General features: G+C 67.7%; 14 protein-coding genes. 7 read left to right on the forward strand and 7 right to left on the reverse strand.

What is annotated here, in order from left to right; translation table 11 throughout:
- Positions 1-46: 46 nt before the first annotated feature.
- Together VGN66_RS09750 and VGN66_RS09755 are read right to left on the reverse strand one after the other, a co-directional pair.
- Positions 47-2,428 (reverse strand): glycoside hydrolase family 3 N-terminal domain-containing protein, encoded by a 2,382-nt coding sequence (locus VGN66_RS09750; protein WP_327518633.1) that lies wholly within the window; start codon positions 2,426-2,428, stop codon positions 47-49.
- Positions 2,425-4,827, reverse strand: a complete 2,403-nt coding sequence (locus tag VGN66_RS09755) for a glycoside hydrolase family 3 N-terminal domain-containing protein (protein ID WP_327518634.1) — start codon at positions 4,825-4,827, stop codon at positions 2,425-2,427. Before VGN66_RS09755 ends, VGN66_RS09750 begins: the two co-directional genes overlap by 4 nt.
- A 126-nt stretch (positions 4,828-4,953) precedes the next feature.
- On the opposite strand from VGN66_RS09755, the gene VGN66_RS09760 reads away from it, so the two are divergent.
- From VGN66_RS09760 to VGN66_RS09770, 3 genes are all read left to right on the forward strand, one after another.
- On the forward strand, positions 4,954-6,990 hold the full coding sequence (locus VGN66_RS09760) for an alpha-glucuronidase (protein WP_414713212.1): 2,037 nt from the start codon (positions 4,954-4,956) through the stop codon (positions 6,988-6,990).
- 67 nt (positions 6,991-7,057) lie between these two features.
- Positions 7,058-8,161, forward strand: a complete 1,104-nt coding sequence (locus tag VGN66_RS09765) for a LacI family DNA-binding transcriptional regulator (RefSeq protein ID WP_327518636.1) — start codon at positions 7,058-7,060, stop codon at positions 8,159-8,161.
- The gene (locus tag VGN66_RS09770; protein ID WP_327518637.1) at positions 8,154-9,932 is read left to right on the forward strand and encodes an IlvD/Edd family dehydratase; all 1,779 of its coding nucleotides are present in this window, start codon (positions 8,154-8,156) and stop codon (positions 9,930-9,932) included. Before VGN66_RS09765 ends, VGN66_RS09770 begins: the two co-directional genes overlap by 8 nt.
- Positions 9,933-10,080: 148 nt before the next feature.
- On the opposite strand, the gene VGN66_RS09775 is transcribed toward VGN66_RS09770, so the two are convergent.
- Genes VGN66_RS09775 through VGN66_RS09795 form a run of 5 tightly spaced genes read right to left on the reverse strand, consistent with a single transcriptional unit; the run spans position 10,081 to position 16,220 of the window.
- Positions 10,081-11,964: a sialate O-acetylesterase gene (locus VGN66_RS09775; protein WP_327518638.1), complete on the reverse strand. Its 1,884-nt coding sequence runs from the start codon at positions 11,962-11,964 to the stop codon at positions 10,081-10,083.
- Entirely contained in the window at positions 11,961-12,839 is an 879-nt protein-coding gene (locus tag VGN66_RS09780) for an SMP-30/gluconolactonase/LRE family protein (RefSeq protein WP_327518639.1), read from the reverse strand. The genes VGN66_RS09775 and VGN66_RS09780 overlap by 4 nt, the downstream gene beginning before the upstream one ends.
- Positions 12,830-13,615, reverse strand: a complete 786-nt coding sequence (locus VGN66_RS09785) for an SDR family oxidoreductase (RefSeq protein WP_327518640.1) — start codon at positions 13,613-13,615, stop codon at positions 12,830-12,832. Before VGN66_RS09785 ends, VGN66_RS09780 begins: the two co-directional genes overlap by 10 nt.
- 5 nt (positions 13,616-13,620) lie before the next feature.
- Positions 13,621-15,054 (reverse strand): aldehyde dehydrogenase family protein, encoded by a 1,434-nt coding sequence (locus VGN66_RS09790; protein ID WP_327518641.1) that lies wholly within the window; start codon positions 15,052-15,054, stop codon positions 13,621-13,623.
- Positions 15,055-15,080: 26 nt separating this feature from the next.
- On the reverse strand, positions 15,081-16,220 hold the full coding sequence (locus VGN66_RS09795; RefSeq protein WP_327518642.1) for a fumarylacetoacetate hydrolase family protein: 1,140 nt from the start codon (positions 16,218-16,220) through the stop codon (positions 15,081-15,083).
- 134 nt (positions 16,221-16,354) lie between these two features.
- On the opposite strand from VGN66_RS09795, the gene VGN66_RS09800 reads away from it, so the two are divergent.
- Genes VGN66_RS09800 through VGN66_RS09815 form a run of 4 tightly spaced genes read left to right on the forward strand, consistent with a single transcriptional unit; the run spans position 16,355 to position 23,041 of the window.
- A complete protein-coding gene (locus tag VGN66_RS09800; protein WP_327518643.1) occupies positions 16,355-17,986 on the forward strand; it encodes a glycoside hydrolase family 43 protein in 1,632 nt (543 codons plus the stop codon).
- Entirely contained in the window at positions 17,983-19,488 is a 1,506-nt protein-coding gene (locus VGN66_RS09805) for a tryptophan halogenase family protein (RefSeq protein ID WP_327518644.1), read from the forward strand. Before VGN66_RS09800 ends, VGN66_RS09805 begins: the two co-directional genes overlap by 4 nt.
- On the forward strand, positions 19,485-20,585 hold the full coding sequence (locus VGN66_RS09810; RefSeq protein WP_327518645.1) for a tryptophan 7-halogenase: 1,101 nt from the start codon (positions 19,485-19,487) through the stop codon (positions 20,583-20,585). Before VGN66_RS09805 ends, VGN66_RS09810 begins: the two co-directional genes overlap by 4 nt.
- Positions 20,582-23,041, forward strand: coding sequence for a glycoside hydrolase family 3 protein (locus VGN66_RS09815; RefSeq protein ID WP_327518646.1), 2,460 nt, complete (start codon positions 20,582-20,584; stop codon positions 23,039-23,041). The genes VGN66_RS09810 and VGN66_RS09815 overlap by 4 nt, the downstream gene beginning before the upstream one ends.
- The last annotated feature ends 19 nt before the right edge of the window (positions 23,042-23,060 follow it).

A 23,060-nucleotide genomic window follows, 5' to 3' on the forward strand; every position in this document is an offset into this window, starting at 1 on the left:
CCTTGGATTTACCAGTCATGCATCGTGCCATCCGCGTGCGCATGGCTCAGACGATCGTCAGCAACGCGGACTTGAGCGAAGCGGAGCTGTTGCCGACGCGGATATCGACTTCCCCAGCCTCGACGATTTCGCGCATGTTCGCATCCCACAAGACGAAGGTCTCCGCCGGCAGGTCGAAGCGGACGGTGCGCGCTTCGCCCGGCTGGAGCGTCACCCGCTCGAACCCCTTGAGCTGCAGCACCGGCTGGGTGACCGATGCGGTGCGGCGGCTGATATAGAGCTGCACGACCTCATCCCCGGCGCGTGCGCCGGTGTTGCGGATGTCGACCGACACGCTGACCTTGCCGTCGCGCTGCATCGTCGCGGCGGACAACGTCGGCGCGCCGATCGCGAAGCTCGTATAGCTCAGGCCATGCCCGAACGGGAACAGCGGCGACTTGTCCGCGAACAGATAGCCGCGCCGTGCCGATGGCTTGTGGTTGTAGAAAGACGGGACTTGCCCGGCATCGCGGATGACGGTGACCGGCAGCTTCGCACCCGGATTGACCCGGCCGAACAGCGCCTCCGCCATCGCGGTGCCGCCTTCTTGGCCAGGATACCAGCATTCGAGCACGGCGTTCGCCTTGCCGATCACCGCAGGCCAGCTCGGCGGACGGCCGTTGATCGCCGCGATCACCAATGGCTTGCCCAGCGCCGCCATCGCAGCGACGAGTTCATTCTGTTCGCCAACGATATCGACGCTGGTTCGGTCGCCGAGATGGTTCTTGGCAAAGCCCTCGCGGCTGGTCTGTTCGGTATCGCCGATCGCGAGCACGATCGCATCCGCGCCCTTCGCGACCCCAACCGCCTGCGCGATCAGCGCGCGGTTCTTGGCCGGATCGGCGAGCAGCACTTCGTCCGCCGACCGGTCCTCGCTCTGCGTGATGAACACGCCCTGCGCGGTCAGCAACTCAACCTTGTCTCCGACCAGCGCGCGCAGCCCCTCGATCAGGCTGACGGTCTGCTTCGGCACGCTCGAATAACCGCCCAGCCGCGCGATCGCGTGGTTGGGGCCGATCACCGCCAGCTTGCGGACCTTGCCCTCAGCGAATGGCAGCGTGCCATCATTCGTCAGCAGGCACAGCGACTTGCGTGCCGCCTCCAGCGCCAGCGCGCGGGCTTCCGCGTTACCCGTGATCCGCTCGGCCAGCGCGGCGTCGCCATAGGGGTTTTCGAACAGACCGGCGCGGAACTTCAGCGTCAGCATCCGCGCCGCCGCGCGGTCGATCGCGCTCACCTCGACCTTTCCCGCGCGCACCTGATCGACCAGCGTGCGGAACGCCATGCCGTCGGGCAGCTCGCTGTCCACGCCCGCCGCCAGCGCAAGGCGCGCGGTTTCGGCGAGATCGGCGGCGACGTGGTGGATGCTCTCCAGCTCGTTGACCGCGCCATAGTCGCTCGAAATCAGCCCGTCGAAGCCCCATTCGCCGCGCAGCACATCGCCGATCAGCCAGGTGTTGGCATGGCTCGGCACGCCGTCGATCTCGTTATAGCTCGGCATCACCGAAGCGATCGATGTGCGCTTCACGATCTCGCGGAACGGCGGGAAGAAATACTCGCGCAACTCGCGCTCGGACAATTGCGCCGGGCCGACATTGACGCCGCTCTCCGGCTGGCCATGCCCGGTCATGTGCTTCAGCGTCGCATAGACCTTGCCATCGGCAAGCCGGTCGAACTTGCCCGGCCCCTGCAGCCCCTCGACCGCCGCGACGCCCAGCTCCGCCACCAGATAGGGGCATTCGCCGAACGTCTCCTCGATCCGCCCCCAGCGCGGATCGCGGACGATATCGACCACGGGGGAGAGGACGTAGGGGACGCCGCGCGCGCGCGTCTCGCGCGCGATCACTGACTGGACGCGCTGCATCAGATCGCGGTCGAACGCTCCGGCCAGGCCAATCGCCTGCGGGAACATCGTCGCGTCGGTCGCCATATATCCGTGCAGCGATTCCTCATGGAACAGCACCGGGATACCGAGCCGCGTGTCATTGAGCGCCCAGCGCTGCATCGCGTTGATGAATTCGACCGTCTCGCGCGGGGTGCGCCAGCGCGCGGCGGTGCCGCCGGCCGCGCCGGTGATCCCCGGCACGCCGCGCTTGTCCGACGGGCGGGTGACATGGCCGACACCATTGGGATAGGCCGCAGACGCCTTCTTCGCGTTGAAGTCGAGGCCGTCCATGACCTCTTCCTTGCGCGCCCAGATGGCGATCATCTGGCCGACCTTCTCCTCCAGCGTCATCCGGCCGAGCAGGTCGGCGACGCGGGCGGGAATCGGCGCGCGCGCATCCTTGTAGAGCGGCGCGGCGAGCGCGTGCGCGGCGGGGGCCAGCGCAACGGCACCAGCCGCTACCGATGCACCGGCGAGCAGGCGAAGCGCGGCGCGGCGCTTCACGGCGTCACCGCCAGCGTGACGGTCTGCAGCGTCGCGGAATTGGCCCCGGTCATGATCTCGAACTCACCCGGTTCGATCACCCGTTTCATGTCGATATTCCACATATGAAAGGCGTCGGGGCCGAGCGTCAGCTTCACCGTCCGCGTCTCGCCGGGCTTGAGCGTCACGCGGCGAAACGCCTTCAACTCCTTGATCGGGCGCGTGACCGACGCGACCTTGTCGCGGACATAGACTTGCACCACCTCATCGCCTTCGCGCGCGCCGGCGTTGGTGACATCGACCAGCACATCGACGCTGCCGCCTGCCTTGACCGTGGTTGCCGACAGGCGCGGCGTGGACAGGGTGAAGCGGGTGTAGCTGAGGCCGTAGCCGAACGGATACAGCGGCTTGGTCGTGTCGAACAGGTAACCGCGCTGCGCGCTCGGCTTGACGTTATAGACCATCGGCAGCTGGCCGACATGGCGTGCGACCGTCACCGGCAGCTTGCCGCCCGGATTGACGCGCCCGAACAGCGCATCGGCGATGGCATGGCCCTGTTGCTCGCCGGCATACCAGGTTTCGAGGATCGCATCGGCCTGCTCCGCGATCTTGGGATAGGATGGCGGGCGGCCATTGACGAGGACGACGACGAGCTTCTTGCCCAGCTTCTTCATCGCATCGAACAGCTCCAGCTGCTCGCCGACCAGATCGAGGCTGGCGCGATCACCCAGATGCGCGTCGGCCCATGCCTCACGGCTGGTCTGTTCGGTGTCGCCGATGAACAGCAGGATGGTGTCGGCGCCGCGCGCGGTCTCGACCGCCTGGGCGATGCGCTTGCGGTTCTCGATCGGGTCGGACAGCTTGACCTCGTCCGCCCACCAATCGTCATCCTCGGTGATCTTGACGCCCTCGGCGTGCACGATCTTCGCCTTGTCCCCGACCAGCGCGCGAATGCCCTGCAGCGGGGTCACGGTTTCGGGCGGGATGCCATAATAGCCGCCGAGCCGCGCGACATCGGAATTGGGGCCGATCACCGCGATCGTCTGCTGCGTGTCGAGCGACAGCGGCAGCGCCGCGCTTTCATTCTTGAGCAGCACGAAGGATTTGGCCGCAGCCTTGCGGGCCAGCGCGACCGATTCCGGGCTGTGGTTGATCTTGGTATCGGCCAGCTTGGCGTAAGGATTTTCGAACAGCCCGGCGCGGAACTTGATGCTCAGCATCCGCGACGTGGCGGTGTCGATCGCGCTCTGGCTGACCTCGCCCTTGCGCACCGCGTCGATCAGGGTCGAATAGGCGGTGGCGTTGGGCAGTTCGCTATCGACGCCCGCCGCGAGCGCGCGCTTTGCGGCTTCGGCATTCGACCCGGCGATCCGGTGGATGCCGACCATCTGCTCGATCGCATAATAGTCGCTGACCACCGCGCCGGGGAATTTCCATTCACCGCGCAGCACGTCGCCCAGCAGCCACTTATTGGCATGGCTCGGCACGCCGTCGATTTCGTTGTAGCTCGCCATCACCGCCTCGACCCCGGTGCGGGTGACGACCGCCTCGAATGGCGGGAAAAACACTTCGCGCAGCGTGCGCTCGGCGATCGGCGCGGGGCCGATATTGGTGCCGCTTTCGGGTTGGCCATGGCCGGTCATGTGCTTGAGCGTCGCGAACACCTTGCCCGGGCCGAGCACGCGGGCGCGGTTTATGCCCTGCAGCCCCTCGACTGCGGCTACGCCCATTTCGGAAACGAGATGCGGATCCTCGCCGAAGGTTTCCTCGATCCGGCCCCAGCGCGGATCGCGCGCGACATCGACGACGGGGGAGAGGACGAGATGCACGCCGCGCGCGCGCACTTCGCGGGCGATCGCGGCGTTGATGTCGCGGATCAGGTCGGGGTCCCAGGTCGAGGCGAGGCCGATCGATTGCGGATAGCTGGTTGCGTCCTGCGCGGCGAGGCCGTGCAGCGCCTCTTCATGGAACAGCACCGGGATGCCGAGGCGGGTGTCCTCGACCGCCCATTTCTGGACTGCGTTCACATAAGCGATGCTGTCGGCGATGCTGCGCGGCGGCGCGACGCGCGGTGACACCGGACCCTTGCGGTCCGACGGGCGGGCGAGCTGGCCCAGACCATGCGGGTGCTTGGTTTTCGCCTTGGCCGGATCGAACCGGTCCTGTGCGTCCTGGATCTCGATCTTGGTATCCCAGACCGAGGTGATCTGAGCGATCTTTTCCTCCAGCGTCATCCGCGCGAGCAGGTCGGCGACGCGCGTCTCCAGCGGCAGGTTCGCATTGCGATAGGGCGCGTTCGCCGGGGGGCGCTGTGTGCTGTCCTGCGCGGCGGTAGCAGCCGGGGTGGCAGGCGCGCTGGCCATCACTGCGGGCGTTGCCGATACGCTCGCCAGCAACAGGGCCACCCAAGCCTTTCGCATCTTCACTCTCCTGAATCGGACCGCAAAACGGTCTTTATTGTTAGCGCTAACATGATATGAGGCGGTTGAGCTTGTCAACCCGCGACCGGCCAGGAATTGGACCGGCGCGTGACGAAAGGGGTGAGGATGGTGACTGCGCGGCTCTGTGCCCTGCTGCTGCTTGCGGTGTCGTTCGCGACAGGCGGTGCGGCGCGTGCGGAGGACGGATATCGCCTGTGGCTGCGCCATGCGCCGGTCGCCGATGCTGCGCAGCAAACACCGGGCTCAGTGACCCTGTCGGGCAGCGAATCTCCGACCGCATTGCTTGCGCGCGCTGAGCTGACGCGCGGACTTTCTGAACTCTATCGCGATGCCGCGACGGGCAGCGGAACACCGATCCTGCTCCGCCGCACCAGCGATGCCGCGATGCGCGACGGCGCGTTCCGGATCGCACCGGCGGAACGCGGCGTGGCCATCACCGCCGCAAGCGACACCGGGCTGCTCTACGGCGCCTTCGCGCTGCTGCGCGAGCTGGGGCAGGGCAAGGCGATCGGCGCGATCCGCCTCGATGAAGCGCCCGCCTACACGCTGCGCATGCTCAACCATTGGGACAATCCCGACGGGCATGTCGAGCGCGGCTATGCCGGGCGTTCGATCTTCGACTGGTGGCATTTGCCCGGCCATGTCGATGCGCGCATGACCGATTATGCGCGCGCCAATGCCTCGATCGGCATCAACGGCGTCGTCATCAACAACGTCAACGCCCGCGCGATGATGCTGGAGCCGCGCTACATCGCCAAGGTCAAGGCGCTGGCCGACACGTTCCGGCCCTGGGGCATCCGCGTCTACGTGTCGGCCCGCTTCTCCGCGCCGCGCGATATCGGCGGGCTCAAGACCGCCGACCCGTTGGACCCGGCAGTGCGCGCGTGGTGGAAGGCGAAGGCGGACGAACTCTACGCCGCGATCCCCGATTTTGGCGGGTTTCTGGTCAAGGCAAACTCCGAAGGCCAGCCGGGGCCACAGGATTATGGCCGCAGCCATGCCGATGGCGCGAACATGCTGGCCGAGGCGATCGGCGACCGCGGCACCGTGATCTGGCGCGCCTTCGTCTATGCCGCCGAGAACAAGGAGGACCGCGCGAAGCAGGCGTTCACCGAATTCCAACCGCTCGACGGCAAGTTCGCGTCCAACGTGGTCGTACAGGTCAAGAACGGCCCGATCGACTTCCAGCCGCGCGAGCCGTTCCACCCGCTGTTCGGCGCGATGCCGAGAACGCAGCTGGCGATGGAGCTGCAGATCACCAAGGAATATCTCGGCTTCGCCTCGCACCTCGCCTTTCTCGCACCCCTGTTCGAGGAAGCCCTCGACGCCGATACCGGGCGCGGCGGCAGCGTCGCAGAGACGGTCACGGTGATCGCGGGGGTCGCGAACACCGGCAGCGACCGCAACTGGAGCGGATCGCATTTCGATCAGGCCAATTGGTACGCGTTCGGCCGACTGGCGTGGAACCCGAAGCTGCCCAGCGACCAGATCGCCCGCGAATGGGCCGCGCAGACATTCAGCCGCGATCCCGCTTTCCTGAACGCAATCGTGCCGATGATGATGGGCAGCCGCGCGGCGGTTATCGACTATATGACGCCGCTCGGCCTCGCGCATGTCATGGGCACCGGGCACCATTACGGCCCCGCGCCATGGGTGTCGGACCTTGCCCGGCCGGAGTGGAACCCGGTCTACTACCACCGCGCCGACCGCGCCGGCGTCGGCTTTGACCGCACGCCGACCGGCAGCGACGCGCTCGCCCAATATGCGCCAGACGTGGCGAAGCGCCTGCTGGCGGACGAGGAGTTGCTGCTGTGGTTCCGCCATGTGCCGTGGGACCACCGGCTCAAGAACGGGAACACCCTATGGGAGGAACTGCCCCGCCGTTACGACCGCGGCGTCGCGGCGGTCGCGCAGATGGGCACGACCTGGGCGACGCTCGCGCCGCATGTCGATGCGCAGCGCCATCGCGCCGTCGCCGATTTCCTCCGCATTCAGGCGGACGAAGCGCAATGGTGGCGCGACGCCAGCCTAGCCTATTGGTCCGCCGTCTCCGGTCGCGCGCTCCCCGCCGGCCATGCTGCGCCCCGGCATCCGCTGAGCTGGTATCAGGCGCAGCGCTTCCCTGAGGCACCGGGCGAATGATTGCGCTCCCACTTCGGGTCACGCTGCGCTTGCTGCCACGGGCGAACGGGGCGTATGGGCGATGACCATGGCTCTACCCGCATCTGCCAAGCCCCGTTCTTCCCGCCGCCGTGGTGGCGCTCCCACCATCGCCGATGTCGCGACGGAGGCGCAGTGTTCGCCGATGACGGTTAGTCGGGTGATCAACGGCGAGGGCAATGTCCGCGAGAACACGCGCGAACAGGTGCTGGCGGCGATCGCCAAGCTCAATTTCGCGCCCAACCGCGCCGCGCGCAGCCTTGCCGGGGGTGAGCAGCTGCGCATCGCGCTGATGTTCGACAACCCCTCGGCATCCTACCTCAGCGAATTCCTGATGGGTGCGCTGGAGGAGGCTAGCCGCGCCGACATCCACCTCGTCGTCCAGAATTGCGAGAATGTCGCGGAGGCCAAGTCGCTGGTCCATCACCTGATCGACGGCGGGATCAAGGGCTTCATCCTGCCCCCGCCCTTGTGCGACGACCAGAGCGTGCTCGACCTGATCACCGACGCCGGGGCCGTCGCGATCGCGGTCGGGCCGGGCAAGGCGAGCGGGTCCCACGCCGCCGTGCTGATCGATGATTTCCAGGCCGCCTATGACATGACGCGGCACATCATCGACCTTGGCCACAGCCGGATCGGCTTCATCATCGGCAACCCCGAACAGGTGTCGAGCGGCCGTCGCCTCAATGGCTACAAGGCCGCGCTCGAAGCCGCGGGCATCCCGGTGCGCGAAGAGCTGATCGCGCAGGGGCGCTTCACCTATCGCTCGGGGATGCAGGCGTCGGAGCGGCTGATCTCGGTCGATCCGCGCCCGACCGCGATCTTCGCCTCGAACGACGACATGGCCGCAGCAACCGTCGCGGTCGCGCACCGGCTGCATCTCGACGTGCCCAACGACATCACCGTCTGCGGCTTCGACGATACCGCGATGGCGAGCACGATCTGGCCCGAACTGACCACGGTCCGCCAGCCGATCCGCGGCATGACCGCCTGGGCGGTATCGGCGGCGGTGCGCATCCTCAAGGCGCGTCGCAACGGCGAGCCGCTCGAGGTCGAGCAGAAAACCTTGCCCTACACTCTGGTCCGCCGCGATTCGGATTCTGCGCCGACGCTGGCCCGCCGCGCCTCGCCCAAACGGAGCCCCGATGCCTGACGATACACCCGTGCGGCTGCGGTCGCGCGACTGGTTCGACAACCCCGAACGCTGGGACATGACCGCGCTCTATCTCGAGCGGTTCATGAACTATGGCGTGACGCCCGAGGAACTTCAGTCGGGCAAGCCGATCATCGGCATCGCGCAATCGGGCAGCGACCTGTCCCCCTGCAACCGCATCCATCTCGACCTCGCCAAGCGCGTGCGCGACGGGATCCGCGATGCGGGCGGCATCCCGATCGAATTTCCGGTCCATCCGATCTTCGAAAACTGCCGCCGCCCGACTGCGGCGCTCGACCGCAACCTCGCCTATCTTGGCCTGGTCGAGCTGCTCAACGGCTATCCGATCGACGGCGTTGTGCTGACCACCGGCTGCGACAAGACAACGCCAAGTCAGGTGATGGCTGCAACTACGGTCGACATCCCCGCGATCGTCCTGTCGGGCGGGCCGATGCTCGATGGTTGGCATGAAGGCGAGCTGGTCGGGTCGGGCACGGTCATCTGGCGCAGCCGCCGCGCGCTCGCTGCTGGCGAGATCGACGAGGCGGAGTTCCTGCGCCGCGCGACCAGCAGCGCGCCGTCGGCCGGGCATTGCAATTCGATGGGCACGGCATCGACGATGAACGCGGTCGCCGAAGCGCTCGGGCTGTCGCTCACCGGCTGCGCGGCGATCCCGGCGCCCTATCGCGAGCGCGGGCAGATCGCCTACCGCACCGGCCAGCGCATCGTCGAAATGGTGCGCGCAGACCTGCGCCCGTCGCAGATCCTGACGCGCGAAGCGTTTCTCAACGCGATTGCCACCGTCACCGTGTGCGGCGGATCGTCCAACGCCCAGCCGCACATCGTCGCGATGGCGCGCCATGCCGGCCTCGAGCTGGAGCCGGAGGTCTGGTACGACCATGGCTACCACCTGCCGCTGCTGGTCAACATGCAGCCGGCGGGCAAATATCTGGGCGAACGCTTCCACCGTGCCGGTGGCGTGCCCGCGGCGATGTGGGAATTGCTTCAGGCGGGGAAGCTGCACGGCGACTGCCTGACCGTCACCGGCCGGACGATTGCGGAGAATCTCGCCGGCACCGAAAGCAACGACCGCGAAGTGATCCGCCCGTTCGCCGATCCGCTTCAGGAGAATGCCGGGTTCCTGGTGCTGCGCGGCAATCTGTTCGATTTCGCGATCATGAAGACCTCGGTCATCTCGCCCGAATTCCGCCGCCGCTATCTCTCGCGGCCAGATGCGGAGAATGTGTTCGAGGCGCGGGCGATCGTGTTCGACGGGTCGGACGATTATCACCACCGCATCAACGATCCCGATCTGAACATCGACGCCGACTGCATCCTCGTGATGCGCTCGGCGGGCGTGCTCGGCTGGCCGGGTTCGGCGGAAGTCGTCAACATGCAGCCGCCCGACGCGCTGATCCGCGCTGGCGTGAACTGGCTGCCGACGCTGGGTGATGGCCGTCAGTCCGGGACGTCGGACAGCCCCTCGATCCTCAACGCCTCGCCCGAGAGCGCGGCGGGCGGCGGGCTGGCGTGGCTGCGCACGGGCGATCGCGTGCGCATCGACCTCAACACCCGCCGCTGTGACATGCTGGTCGAGCCGGACGAGATCGAGCGGCGCAAGGGCGACGGACTGCCCGAAGTTCCGGCGAGCAACACGCCATGGGAGCAACTGGCGCGCGAGAAGACCGGGCAACTGGGCGAGGGCGCGGTGCTGGAGTTCGCACTGGAGTATCGCCAGACGTCGAAGACGCTGCCGCGGCATAATCATTGAACTGAAAAATCCTCCCCGGAACGGGGAGGGGGACCGCCGCCGAAGGCGGTGGTGGAGGGGCCCCGAGGCAAGCGAGTCGCTTCACGGAGGGCCCCCCTCCGTCAGCGCTGCGCGCTGCCACCTCCCCGTTCCGGGGAGGATTGGTTTGCTAATCCACCACCAACTCGAACGAGGTCGGCGTCATATTCGCCGCATCGTACAGATTCACCACCGGCGTATCGGCCCAGGCATAGCGCACCCGCGTCACCGGCTGACCATCGCCCTTCACGCGAACGCTGTTGCCTTCGATGATCGCCGCAGCAAAGCGACAGCTCTGTGCGCACAGCTCGAACCCGATCGGCGCGCCGCTCCAGCCCACCAGCGCCCCTTCGACGCCGCTGAACGTCACGAGCACATCGCCGCCATCGCGTCGCGCCGCCACCGCCTGTGGCCCCGGCTTGCCCAGCGCCGCGCGGGCGAGGCGCTTGCCCAGTTCATTCTTGTCGCCGGGGTGGATGTCGGTGCGCGACCCCAGGTCGATCGCGGAGACCAGCGCCGTCCCCGGCGTCGCCGCGACCGCGCGCCGCTGCTCATCGCGCAGCTTGCCCCAGCCACTTTCGACCGGAGCGCTCGCCGGCGCGCCATAGTCGGCCAGCCCGACCACCAGCACCGGCAGCGCCGGATCGCCCGACTGGCGGCGATAGCCGTCGATCAGGCCGCGCAGCCGCACGTCATAGCCGGTTTGCCCGGAATCGCTCTCACCCTGATACCAGGCGACACCGCGCAGCCCGATCCCGCCCAGCGGCGCAACCATCGCATTGCCGATCAGGCCGAGGCCCGCAATCGTGTCCCATGGCGGCCGCGGCGGCGCGCCCTTGGCCGCAGAAATCCAGTAGCGCCACTGGTCGCCCAGCGGGACGCTCGACCCGTCGGAGAGGGTCAGCTTCAGGCGATCGGCCGGACCCATGAAGCCGCCGGTGCCATAGCTGTTCCACACCGCGACCACGACCTCGTTGGCCCCGGCTTTCCAATAGCTGCCCGGCACCGTGTAATCGCGCGGGTTGGACCAGCCGAAGCTGTTGCCGACCGGCTTTCCGTTGACGAACGCTTGGTCGCCATCGTCGATGATGCCCAGCGAAAGCGTCGCGCCGCCGCGCGCCTGCTGCGCCGTCAGCGGTACGGTGCGGCGGAACCACACCCAGCCGATAAACCCCTGAAGCGGTGCCTCACCAAGGCTGTCCCACGGTCCCACGCCGGGGACCGGCGACCACTGGACCGCATCGGGCGTGCGCCACGGTTCGACCTTGTCCTGCGTCCGCCACCAGTCGATCCAGCGCGGCGCAAATGCGGTGTTCGCGGCCAGCGGGTCGCGATCATAGGTTTCGAGCAGCGCCGCATCCTGCGCACCATAAATGCTGCGCGTCGCGACCGGATCGAGCCACGCGCGGATCGCGGTGCCGCCCCAGGTCGCGTCGATCAGGCCAATCGCAACGCCCGGCTCGGCCTTGCGCAGCGCGCGCGCCATATACCAGCACGCGGCGGAAAATTCAGGCGCGGTATCGCGCGTCGATGCCTGCCAGCTGGCCGGCTCGGCAAACTTGCGCTGTGGCCGCGTTGAGGTTGCCTTGGGCACGGTCAGCAGCCGCAGCATCGGATCGGCGGCGTTATTCATCTGATTGTCGAAATCGAGCGCGCGGCGGACCGGAAACTCCATGTTCGACTGCCCCGAACACAGCCAGACATCGCCGACCATCACGCCATTCGCCTCGATCGCGGCATCGCCGGTCGCGGCATGCAGGCGATAGGGGCCGCCCGCTTTCATCGCCGGGAAGGTTGCGCGCCAATGGCCGTCCTTGTCGGCCTTGGCCTGCGCGATCGTGGCGCCGAGCGTGACGGTCAGGGACATGCCGGGAGCGGCCTCGCCCTCGACCACGATCGGCTTGTCGCGCTGAAGCACGCCGTGATCGCCGATGACGGGGGCGAAGGCGAGCTGCGCGGCGGCGGGCAGGGGAGCGAGCGCCGTGGCGGCGAGCAGCACTGCCGTACCCCTCACGCGACGTGCGCCCGGGCGAGCGCGTGGCCGGGGACGGTCGCCTCGAATGCGAACAAATCGCCGGCATGCGGCTGGGCGGCGCGTTCCTCGGCGCTCAGGCCCTTGGCGGCGGTGGTGGCGTAGAGCGTTTTCAGCCCATCGCCGCCGAACGCCAGCTTGGTGACATTGGCGACGGGCAGGCGCACGAATTCGATCTCGCGCCCGCTTGGGTCGAAGCGGCGCGCGCCGTGCCCTGCGAAAAACCCGACCCAGACATTGCCCTCGGCATCCGTGATCGACCCGTCGGGATAGCCCTCGTCCCCGGTGAAGGTCAGATAGGGCTGGGCGCCGCCGAGCGATCCGTCATCATGCAGCGGTGCGACCCAGATGCGGCGGCCGATCGTGTCGGTGAAATAGATGCGGTCGCCCGCCGGGGACACCGCCGGGCCATTGGTGATGCTCACCGGTCCCGGCCCGACCCGGTCGATCTGTCCGGCATCGAGCCGGTAGAACCAGCCGGTGGCGGCGGATTCGCTATTGTCCATCGAGCCGAACCACACGCGACCCTGCGCGTCGGTGCACGCGTCGTTGAGTCGGTTGCCGGGAAGCGCCGGCTCGACCACGCGCCAGAAGGTGAAGGCGCGTGTGTCGGGATCGAACCAGTGCAGCCCGCTCTGAAAACCGCACAGCAACCGGCCATTGTCGGCGGGCAGTGCCCAGCCGATCTCGCCAGGCGCATCGGCGCTGCTCAGCGCGGCGGTGGCGGGGTCGAAGCGGTGGAGCTTCTTGCCCTTGATATCCACGAACCACAGGCAGCTGCGCGCCGCATCCCACACCGGACCTTCGCCCAGTGTGGCGCCGACACGCGCAGCGACCCGTGCTTCGGTTACCGCCATCCGGCATCCACCCAGTAATTATGCGCAGTACACATCCGGGCATCGTCGGAGGCGAGGAAGGTCGCCATCGCGGCGATATCGGCGGGCTGGATGCGACCGTTCAGCGCCTGTGCCGCGACGATCTCCGCTTCCCCCTCGGGCGTGTACCATTTCTCCTGCCGCGGCGTCTGAACATTGCCGGGGACGATGGTGCAGGCGCGGATGCCGTGCGGGCCGAGTTCGCGCGCGAGGCTGCGGGTCAGTCCTTCGATCGCCGCCTTGGCGGTCTGGTACAGCGTCAGGTCGGGCAGGCCGAGATGCCAGCTGATCGACCCGAAATTGATGATGACGCCGTGCCCGGCCTCTTTCATCCCCGGCACTACCGCCTGCGCGGCGAAGAACAAATGGCGTAGATTGACCGCCATCCGATCGTCCCAATAGGCCGGCGTCACCTCCTCGATCCCGTGGCGGTCGTCGCTCGCGGCATTGTTGAGCAGGATGTCGACCGGCCCCTGCTCGGCAAGGATCGTGGCGAGGCACTGCTGCAGCGCCGATACATCGGTCAGGTCGCAATGCGTAAACTGCGGCGCATGGCTCGCGCCCGGGGTCAGGCGTGCGCTCAACGCCTCGCCCGCCTCGGTCTGGACATCGACGAAGCTGACCCGCGCGCCCTGCGCCACGAATGCCTCGACCAGCCCCTCGCCGATCCCCGACGCGCCGCCGGTGACCAGCACATGGCGGTCACGCAGGCTGGGATAGATGGCGCGCAGCGCGGCCGGCCCGGTGGATTTCTGCAACAACCTCAATCCCCCGAATAGACCGTTTTGACGGTCGTGTAGAATTCAACCGCGGCAAAGCCCTGTTCGCGGGCGCCGTAACTGGACTTGCGCGTGCCGCCGAACGGCACATGGTAATCGACGCCCGCAGTGGGCAGGTTCACCATCACCATGCCGGCGCGGATGCGCTTGCGGAAATCGCGCGCATATTTGTGGCTGGTGGTGACGATGCCCGACGACAGGCCGAACTCGCCCTGATTGGCGATGTCGAGCGCGTGCTCGTAGTCCTTTGCGCGGACGGTCGAGACGACCGGTCCGAACACTTCCTCGCGGTTGATCGTCATGTCAGGGTCGGTGTCGGCGATCAGCGTCGGGGCCATGAAATAGCCCGGCGTGTCGAGCTTGAGCGGATCGGGTCCGCCGCTGGCGACGCGGCCGCCTTCCTCGATCGCCCTGCGAACATAGCGGAGGTTCTGCTCGAACTGGCTCTCGCTCGACGCCGGGCCGACCTGGGTGTCGGCGGCAAGGGCCGGGCCGACCTTGAGCGCCTTGGCGCGTTCGGCGAGTGCGGCGACGAAGCGGTCGTGGATCGCATCCTCGACGATCACCCGGCTCGACGCGGTGCAGCGCTGCCCGGTCTGGAAGAAGCCGCCGTCCAGTGCGATTGCGACCGCCTTGTCGAGATCCGCGTCCGCCAGCACGACCAGCGGGTTCTTGCCGCCCATCTCCAGCTGTACCCGCGCCTGCCGCGTCATCGCGGCCATGCCGACCTTCGCGCCGACGCCCTGCGACCCGGTGAAGCTGATCGCATCGACATGCGGGTGATCGACGATTGCCTGTCCGACGCCGCCCTGACCGAGCACGAGGTTGAACACGCCAGCAGGCGCGCCGCATTCCTGGATGATGTCGGCGAGCGCGCTGGCCATCGCCGGGGTCACATTGGCAGGCTTCATCACGACGGTGTTGCCGAACGCGAGCGCGGGCGCCGCCTTCCATGCCGGAATCGCGATCGGGAAGTTCCACGGGGTGATCAGGCCGACCACGCCCACCGCCTCGCGATAGGTCGCGACGTCGAGGCCGGGCCGGGTCGATTCGAGCGTCAGGCCGTGACGGCGCAGCGCTTCCCCGCCGAAATAGCGGAAGATGCGCGCGGCGCGCATCACTTCGCCCATGCCCTCGGCGCGGGTCTTGCCCTCCTCGCGGGCGAGCAGTTCACCGAGTTCTGCGGCGCGCGCCATGATCGTCGCGCCGACCTTGTCGAGCAGGTCTGCGCGCACTTCGGGCGAGGCCGCGGCCCAGCCCGGCTGCGCGGCGCGGGCGGCCTGCACCGCCTGGTCGACCACCGCAGCATCGCCTGCAGCAAAGGTCGCGACGACCTCATCGGTGTTCGACGGGTTACGGCTTTCCAGCGGCGTGTCGACCGCGACGCGCTCGCCATTGATCAGGTGGGTCAGCTTCATGATGTGCATGTCCTGCAAGTCAGAGTTCAAATCCGTTCGGCGAGCCCGCGGCGGGCAAGGTCGCGCACGAATGCGGCGATGCCCATCTCCCATTTTGGCGCGTCCCGCGACGTCGTCACCGTGTTGGCGAGCGTGCCGAGGCGGGGCGATGCGATCGTCACGCGGTCGCCGACCTTGTGGGTAAACCCGCCGCCCGGCACATCGCGATCCTGCGTCGGCGCGAACAGCGTGCCGAGGAACAGGACGAAGCCATCGGGATAATGATGTTCGCTCATCGCCTGCGCCGCGATGTCGAGCGGATCGCGGCTGATCTCGCTCATCCGGCTCGCGCCCTCAAGGCGGAAGCCGTCGCTGCCCTCGATCGTCAGCGCGACATCGGCGCTGCGCACATCGTCGATGGTAAAGCCGTCGTCGAACAGGCGGATGAACGGGCCGAGCGCGCAGGACGCGGTATTGTCCTTGGCCTTGCCCAGCAGCAGCGCCGAGCGCCCCTCGAAATCGCGCAGATTGACGTCGTTGCCCAGCATCGCGCCGACCGTTTCTCCACGGCTGGAAATCGCCAGCACGATTTCGGGCTCGGGATTGTTCCAGCTCGAATCCGATCGCACCCCGATTGGCGCGTCATGCCCGACCGCCGACAGCACCGGCGACTTGGTGAAGACCTCCGCATCCGGGCCGATCGCGACCTCCAGATATTGCGACCACATGCCGTCTTCGATCAGCACCGCCTTGAGCGCAGCCGCCTCGGCCGATCCGGGGACGACTGATCGGATGCCGCTGCCGACGCGTTCCTCGAGCCGCCCGCGAATCGCCGCCGCCTGGCTCGCATCGCCGCGCGCGCGCTCCTCGATCACGCGCTCGATCGCCGAAACCGCGAAAGTGACGCCCGCCGCCTTGATGCATTGCAGGTCGATCGGGGCGAGCAGGGTCGCGCCATCGGGCAGGCGTGGATCGGCGGCGTCGAGGTCGGCGATGTGCCGGCCATGCGCGGGCGCGGTCAGATCGCGGTCGATCGCACCGGAGATGGTGGCAGTGCCCGGCGTCAGGTCGAACAGCGCGCCATCGGCGATCAAGACCGGCACCGGACCGTCACCCTGATCGATGCGCCCGAGGAACCGGCCAGACCGCCAATCGTCCGGCAATATCCCAGCCAGCGAGACCGTCATCGCTTGTACCCCTCCGACATCATTGCTCTTGATAGCGCTAACATCATGCTCCTATGGAGGTGTCAAGCATCGTGCGGAAAAAACGTCGGTGCAGGCGCGGGGAAACCCGTGCAGACAAGGAGGAGAGGAGCGAGATGAAGGGTTTGGCCGCATTGCTGGCGCTGTCAGTTGCTGCGCCCGCTGCTGCGCAGCAGAGCGCGGCGCGATTCGATTTCGTCGCTTATTCGGCGGAGTCAGAGGTGCGCGAGCTTCCCGCTGGGCAGTTCGCGAATCCGGTGCTGCCGGGCTTCCGCCCCGACCCGTCGATCGTGAAGGTGGGGCAGGATTTCTACCTCGTCACCTCGACCTTTGCCTGGTTCCCCGGCATCCCCGTCTATCACAGCCGCGACCTGGTGAACTGGCGCCAGATCGGCAATGCGATCGACCGCCCGGACATGCTCGATTTCAGCGGGCTGGCGCTGGATCGCGGCGTGTTCGCGCCGACGATCGAGTATCATGACGGCAGCTATTACATCCTCAACACCTGTGTCGGGTGCCGCGATAATTTCATGCTCACGGCAAAGAACCCGGCGGGGCCGTGGAGCGGGCCGCACTGGCTCGATTTCGGCGGCATCGACCCGTCGCTCTATTTCGAGGATGGCCGGGCGTGGATCATCAACAACGACGCGCCGCCGGGCAAACCCGAATATGACGGGCACCGCGCTTTATGGATGCAGGAAATCGACCTCGCCACCTACAAGATGAAGGGGACGCGGCACTTGCTGGTCGACAAGGGCGTCGATCCCGCGACCAAGCCGATCTGGGCCGAGGGGCCGCATATCTACAAGGTCGATGGCTGGTATTATCTGTCGGCGGCCGAGGGCGGCACGGCGGACCAGCACGCCCAGACCATCTACCGCTCGCGCAGCCTGACCGGCCCGTACACCCCGGGCCCGGTCAATCCGATCATGACCCAGCGCGACCTGCCCGAGGATCGTCCGAACCCGGTCCAGGCGACCGGCCACGCCGATATGGTGAAGCTCGACGATGGCAGCTGGTGGGCCGTGTTCCTCGCCACCCGTCCGTTCCGCGGGCAGGAAACGCTGTTGGGTCGAGAGACCTTCCTGCTGCCGGTGACGTGGAAGGATGGCTGGCCCTCGATCCTGCCGCCGCGCACGCCGATGCCCGCCAGCGTGGCGCGGCCGAAGCTGCCTGTCTCGCCCGGCGAAGCGCGCGACTGGCGCGAGGAGTTCGATGCGCCGAAGCTTGGCGATGACTGGCTGATGCTGCGCTCGCCCAAGGGCGCGCCATGGTGGCGGATCGCCGATGGCGCGCTGACGCTCGACACGCGCCCGGTTGCGGCTGGTGCGCTCGCCCAGCCCAGCTATCTCGGCAAGCGGATGCGCCATGCCAAAGCGAGCTGGACGACGCGCGTGTCGTTCGATCCCAAGAGCGCGTCCGAGCGCGCGGGGCTGCTCGCGGTCGCCAACGAACATCATCTGATGTTCGCGGGGCTTGAGGGCGACAAGCTCGTCGTGCGGCGCCGCATCTCGAAGGACGAACCCGACAATGGCGTGGTGATCGCATCGGTCCCGCGTGACGGTGCGACGCAGGTCGAGCTGAAGCTGAGCTTCGACGATGGCACCGCGCAGGCGCAATGGCGTCCAGTCGGCGAGACTGCCTGGCGCAGCATCGCGAAGGATGTGGACGCTTCGCGCCTTGCCACCATTCATGCCGGGCTGTTCATGGGGCTGGTCGTCGGCCCGCACGCGGCGAGCGCGCCGTGAGCGATCCGGTGCGCGTCGTCATCGTCGGGGGCGGAACCGCGGGGTGGATGGCCGCATCCGCCCTCGCGCGCTTCCTGCCCGGCGTGGCCGATGTGCGCCTGATCGAATCCGAAGAGATCGGCATCGTCGGGGTGGGGGAGGCGACCCTCCCGCACCTGCGCGCCTTTCTCCAGCGGCTCGGCATCGACGAGGCCGAGATGATGCGCGCGACCAACGCGACCTATAAGCTCGGCATCGATTTCCGCGATTTCGGCAGGCTGGGCGACCGCTATGTCCACCCGTTCGGGGCCTATGGCGTCGATCTGGCCGGGGTGGGGTTCCACCATTATTGGCTGCGTGCGCGGCACGAAGGATCGCGGCGGAGCCTTGAGGACTATTCGCTCCCGATCGTAGCCGCCCGCGCCAACCGCTTCGCGCTTCCGCCGGCTGACGGCGACTTCCTGTCGACCAGCTATGGCTGGGCCTATCAGTTCGACGCGACCAAGCTGGCGCCGATGCTGCGCGGCTATTCCGAGGCACGCGGCGTGACCCGGACCGAGGGGCGCGTCACCGGAGTCGAGCGCGACGGTGAGAACGGCGACGTCACCGAACTTGTGCTGGAGAGTGGCGAGCGCGTTGCGGGCGACCTGTTCATCGACTGCTCGGGCTTCCGCGCTTTGCTGATCGGCGGGGCGATGGATGCGGCGTGGGAGGATTGGTCGCACTGGCTGCCCTGCGACCGCGCCGCCGCGCTGCCCGCTACGCGAGTGGACGGGCCGATCGAGCCGTACACGCGTGCGACCGCGATGACGGCCGGCTGGCGCTGGCGCATCCCGCTTCAGCACCGCGTCGGCAATGGCTATGTGTTCTCCAGCAGCTTCCTGTCGGAAGATGCGGCGTGCGTCGCGATCCTTGGCGCGGTTGAGGGCAAACCGCTGGCCGATCCCCGCATCCTGCGCTTCCGTGCCGGGCGGCGGCGCGAAAGCTGGGTCGGCAACGTCGTCAGCATCGGCTTGGCCAGCGGCTTCCTCGAACCGCTCGAATCGACCAGCATCCATCTCGCGCAAATGGCGGTGATGCGGCTGATCGAGCTGTTCCCGGAGCGCCAGATCGACCCCGCCGACCGCGCCGCGTTCAACGCGACGGTCGATTATGAATATGACCGCGTCCGCGATTTCCTGATCCTCCATTACCACGCCACGACGCGCGACGATTCGGACTTCTGGAACCATGTCCGCACGATGGATCTGCCCGACAGTCTGGCCGGCAAGCTGGAGCTGTGGCGTGAGGCGGGCCGGATCGAGCAACATGGCGAGGGGCTGTTCCTCGAGCCAAGCTGGGTTGCGGTCTATCTGGGCCAAGGAATGATCCCCGCGCGGCACGACCCGCGCGCGGACAATCCCTCACCCGCCGCGCTCAACCGCGCGCTCGACGATATGGCGCGCACGATCCGCGAGCGGGTCGATGCGATGCCCGACCATGAGGCTGCCTTGCGCGCGCAGGGCGCATGGGGGGCGGTATGAGCGGCCCTGCCAGCGTCGCCGTGCTGGGCAGCGGCGTGGTCGCGCTGTCCGCCGCCATCGCCTTTCGCCGCGCGCTTCCTGCCGCGCGGGTCACTTTGGTCGAGCGCCCCACCGATCCCCGCTCGCTGCTCGACCGGATCGGCGCGGCGACACTGGCGATCGACGGATTCCACCGCGCGATCGGGCTGGACCAGAGCCTGTTCATCCGCCGTACCGGCGCGGTCGGGATCTATCGGACCATGCTCGACGGAGTGCGGCTCGGCGCGCCGGGTGCGATCCCGCATGTCGAGGGCGTCGCACTGCACCAGCTATGGCTGCGCAGCCTGGCCGAGCGGCCCGATGCGACGCCGGACTGGGCGATGCTGACCGGGCCGGGGGCCGAACCATTTGGCGTGCGGTTCGACATGCCCGCCTATCGCGCGCTGCTTGCCGAAATGGCCGCCGCGCTCGGGATCGCACGGGGCGAGGCGGAGGACGGCGCGCTGCTGCTCGATTGCACTACGCCCGGGGAAGACTGGATCGACGCGCAGCTGCCGAACCTGATCGCCGAGCCGATCAAGTCGGGCGGTCCAGAAGGCGAGGCGCTGACGACCAGCGAAACTGGGGTCGAGTGGCAGGCACCCCCATGGGGCTGGCGGCTCGCACAGGGCGATGGGCTGCCCGCCGGCCGCCACCCGGCTCCGCGTGCCGGTCGGAGGATCGCGCTCGGCGAGGCTGCGCTGGTCGCCGAGAGTTTCGATGGCCATGCGCTGTCCGCCGCACATGCCGATATCCTGCGCGCGATCGAGTTCATGCCGCATGCCGAGCCGAGCGAGCGCGAAGCCGCTGAATATAATCGCCGGACCGCCATCGCACACCAGCGGATGATCGACTGGGCGACCGAGCGCTGGAGCGGCACGCCGACCGACGATCTGGCGACCCTGCGTCGCGGCTTTGCGGCGCGCGGGCGGATGCCCTATCGCGACTGGGACCCCGTCACGCCCGGCGAGTGGATTGGCTGGTGGTTCGCGCGTGGGGTCCGTCCCGACCGCGTCGATCCCAGCGCCCGCGCCGTACCTCAAGACCAACTGATCCGCATCCTGGAGAGGACTAGATGAAACGATTGATGCTTCTGGCGCTCGGCGCCGCCCTGGCCGCCCCGCTCGCGGCGCAGGAAAGCCCGGTGAACCCCGAGATCTGGCCGAGTCCGACCTGGCCGCAGCAGACGGACAACGCTGTCGAAGCGAAGATCGCGGCGCTGATCGCCAAAATGTCGGTCGAGGAGAAGGTCGGGCAGATCGTCCAGGCGGACATCGCCAGCGTCACGCCCGCGGACGTGCGCACCTACCACCTCGGCTCCGTCCTCAACGGCGGCAGCAGCGGCCCCTATGGCGATGATTTCGCGCTGGCGCCGAAATGGCTGCAACTCGCTGACGAATTCTACGAAGCGTCGGTCGACAAGAGCGGCGGTCGCGTCGGCGTGCCGATCATCTGGGGCACCGATGCGGTCCATGGCCACAGCAACATCATTGGGGCGACGCTGTTCCCGCACAATATCGGCCTCGGCGCGATGCGCGATCCCGATCTGATCGAAAAGATCGCGCAGGCCACCGCGCTGGAAATCCGCGCGACCGGACAGGAATGGACCTTCGCCCCCACCGTCACCGTCCCGCGCGATTTCCGCTGGGGCCGGGCCTATGAAGGCTATTCGTCCGACCCCAAGCTGGTCGCATCTTATGTCGAGCGGATGGTGCGCGGGCTGCAGGGGCCGGGTAGCGGCACCAACCTGCTCGCCGGTCCCTATGTCCTTGCCTCGACCAAGCATTTCCTCGCTGACGGCGGCACGCATGAGGGGCGCGATCAGGGCGATGCGCGGATCAGCGAGACCGAGCTGCGCGACATCCACGGTGCCCCCTATATTCCTGCGATCGAGCAGGGGGTAGCGACGGTGATGGTCAGCTTCTCGAGCTGGAACGGCACCAAGATGACCGGGCACAAGGGTCTGCTGACCGATGTGCTCAAGAACCGGATGAACTTCGGCGGCTTCCTAGTCTCCGACTGGAACGCGCATGGTCAGGTCGAAGGCTGCACCAACGCCTCGTGCGCCAAGTCGGTCAATGCCGGGCTCGACATGTATATGGCACCCGATAGCTGGAAGCCGCTCTGGCATTCCCTCGTGGCGCAGGTGAAGTCGGGTGAAGTGCCGATGGCGCGGCTCGACGATGCGGTCGCGCGCATCCTGCGGGTCAAGATGCGGCTCGGGCTGTTCGAAGCGGGCAAGCCATCGACGCGCAAATATTCGGGCGACTGGTCGCTGCTCGGCCGTGCCGATCACCGCGCGGTCGCGCGCGACGCGGTGCGCAAGTCGCTGGTGCTGCTGAAGAATAACGGCTCGCTGCTGCCGGTAAAGGCGGGCGCGCATGTGCTGGTCGCCGGGGATGCCGCCGATGATATCGGGCGGCAGTCGGGTGGCTGGACGCTGACCTGGCAGGGCACGGGGGTGAAGAACGACCAGTTTCCCGGCGCAACCTCGATCTGGAAGGGCCTCGAAAGCGCGGTGACGGCGACCGGCGGCAGCGCCGAGCTGGTCGCGGACGGCAAGTTTGCCAAGAAGCCCGACGTCGCGATCGTGGTGTTCGGTGAGACGCCCTATGCCGAGTTCCAGGGCGACCTCAAGACGCTCCAGCTGCGCCCCGAACTGCGCAAGCCCTATGAGACGATGAAGGCGCTCAAGGCGCAGGGGATTCCCGTGGTCGCGGTGATGGTCACCGGCCGCCCGCTGTTCATGAACCCGGAACTCAATGCCGCCGATGCCTTCGTCGTCGCGTGGTTGCCGGGATCGGAAGGGGCGGGGATCGCCGACCTGCTGGTCCAGCGCAAGGACCGCCGCGCGCCGTACGACTTCACCGGCAAACTGCCCGCCGCCTGGCCCGCCACCGCGCGTGCCGATGGCCCGACGTTGTTTCCCTTCGGCTATGGCCTGACGCTTGCCGGTGGCGCTTCGGCATGGAAGCCGCTGTCGGAGGATAGCGGGGTCGCCGACGAGGATGCCGGCCATGTCTATTTCGCGGGCGGCGTTCCCCCCGCGTCCTGGTCGCTGCTGGTCTATGGCGATCCGGCGGATTCGACGCGGATCACCACCGTTCCCGCAGTGGCGGCGAGCGGGCGGGTGCGCGTGACTGCGGTCGACCATGTCGTGCAGGAAGGCGCGCGCCGCTTCGCCATCGCTTCGGGCACCGCCGATGTCGCGGTCGCGACCCAGGCGCTGCTCGACCTGACGCGCGAAACCAATGGCGATGTCATGCTGGTTGCGACGATGCGCGTCGACGCCAAGCCCGCCGGCCCGCTGCATTTCCGCATCGGCAATGCCGCAGTGCGCGCAACTGCGGTCGAGGGGGCCAAGCTCGGCGCGTGGGTCAGCTATGGTGTCCCGCTCAAATGCTTCGCCAAGGGCGGGGCGAATCTCGGCCGGGTCGAGGCACCGTTCGTTCTGCGCAGCGAAGGGGCGGTCACCTACAGCCTGTCGCGCGTGGCGTTGGGCACAGCGGCGGATCAGGTCGTGGGCTGTCCCTAAACCCGGCGCTGTCGCCATG

Source organism: Sphingomonas sp., assembly GCF_035998645.1.
GTDB lineage: Bacteria > Pseudomonadota > Alphaproteobacteria > Sphingomonadales > Sphingomonadaceae > Sphingomonas.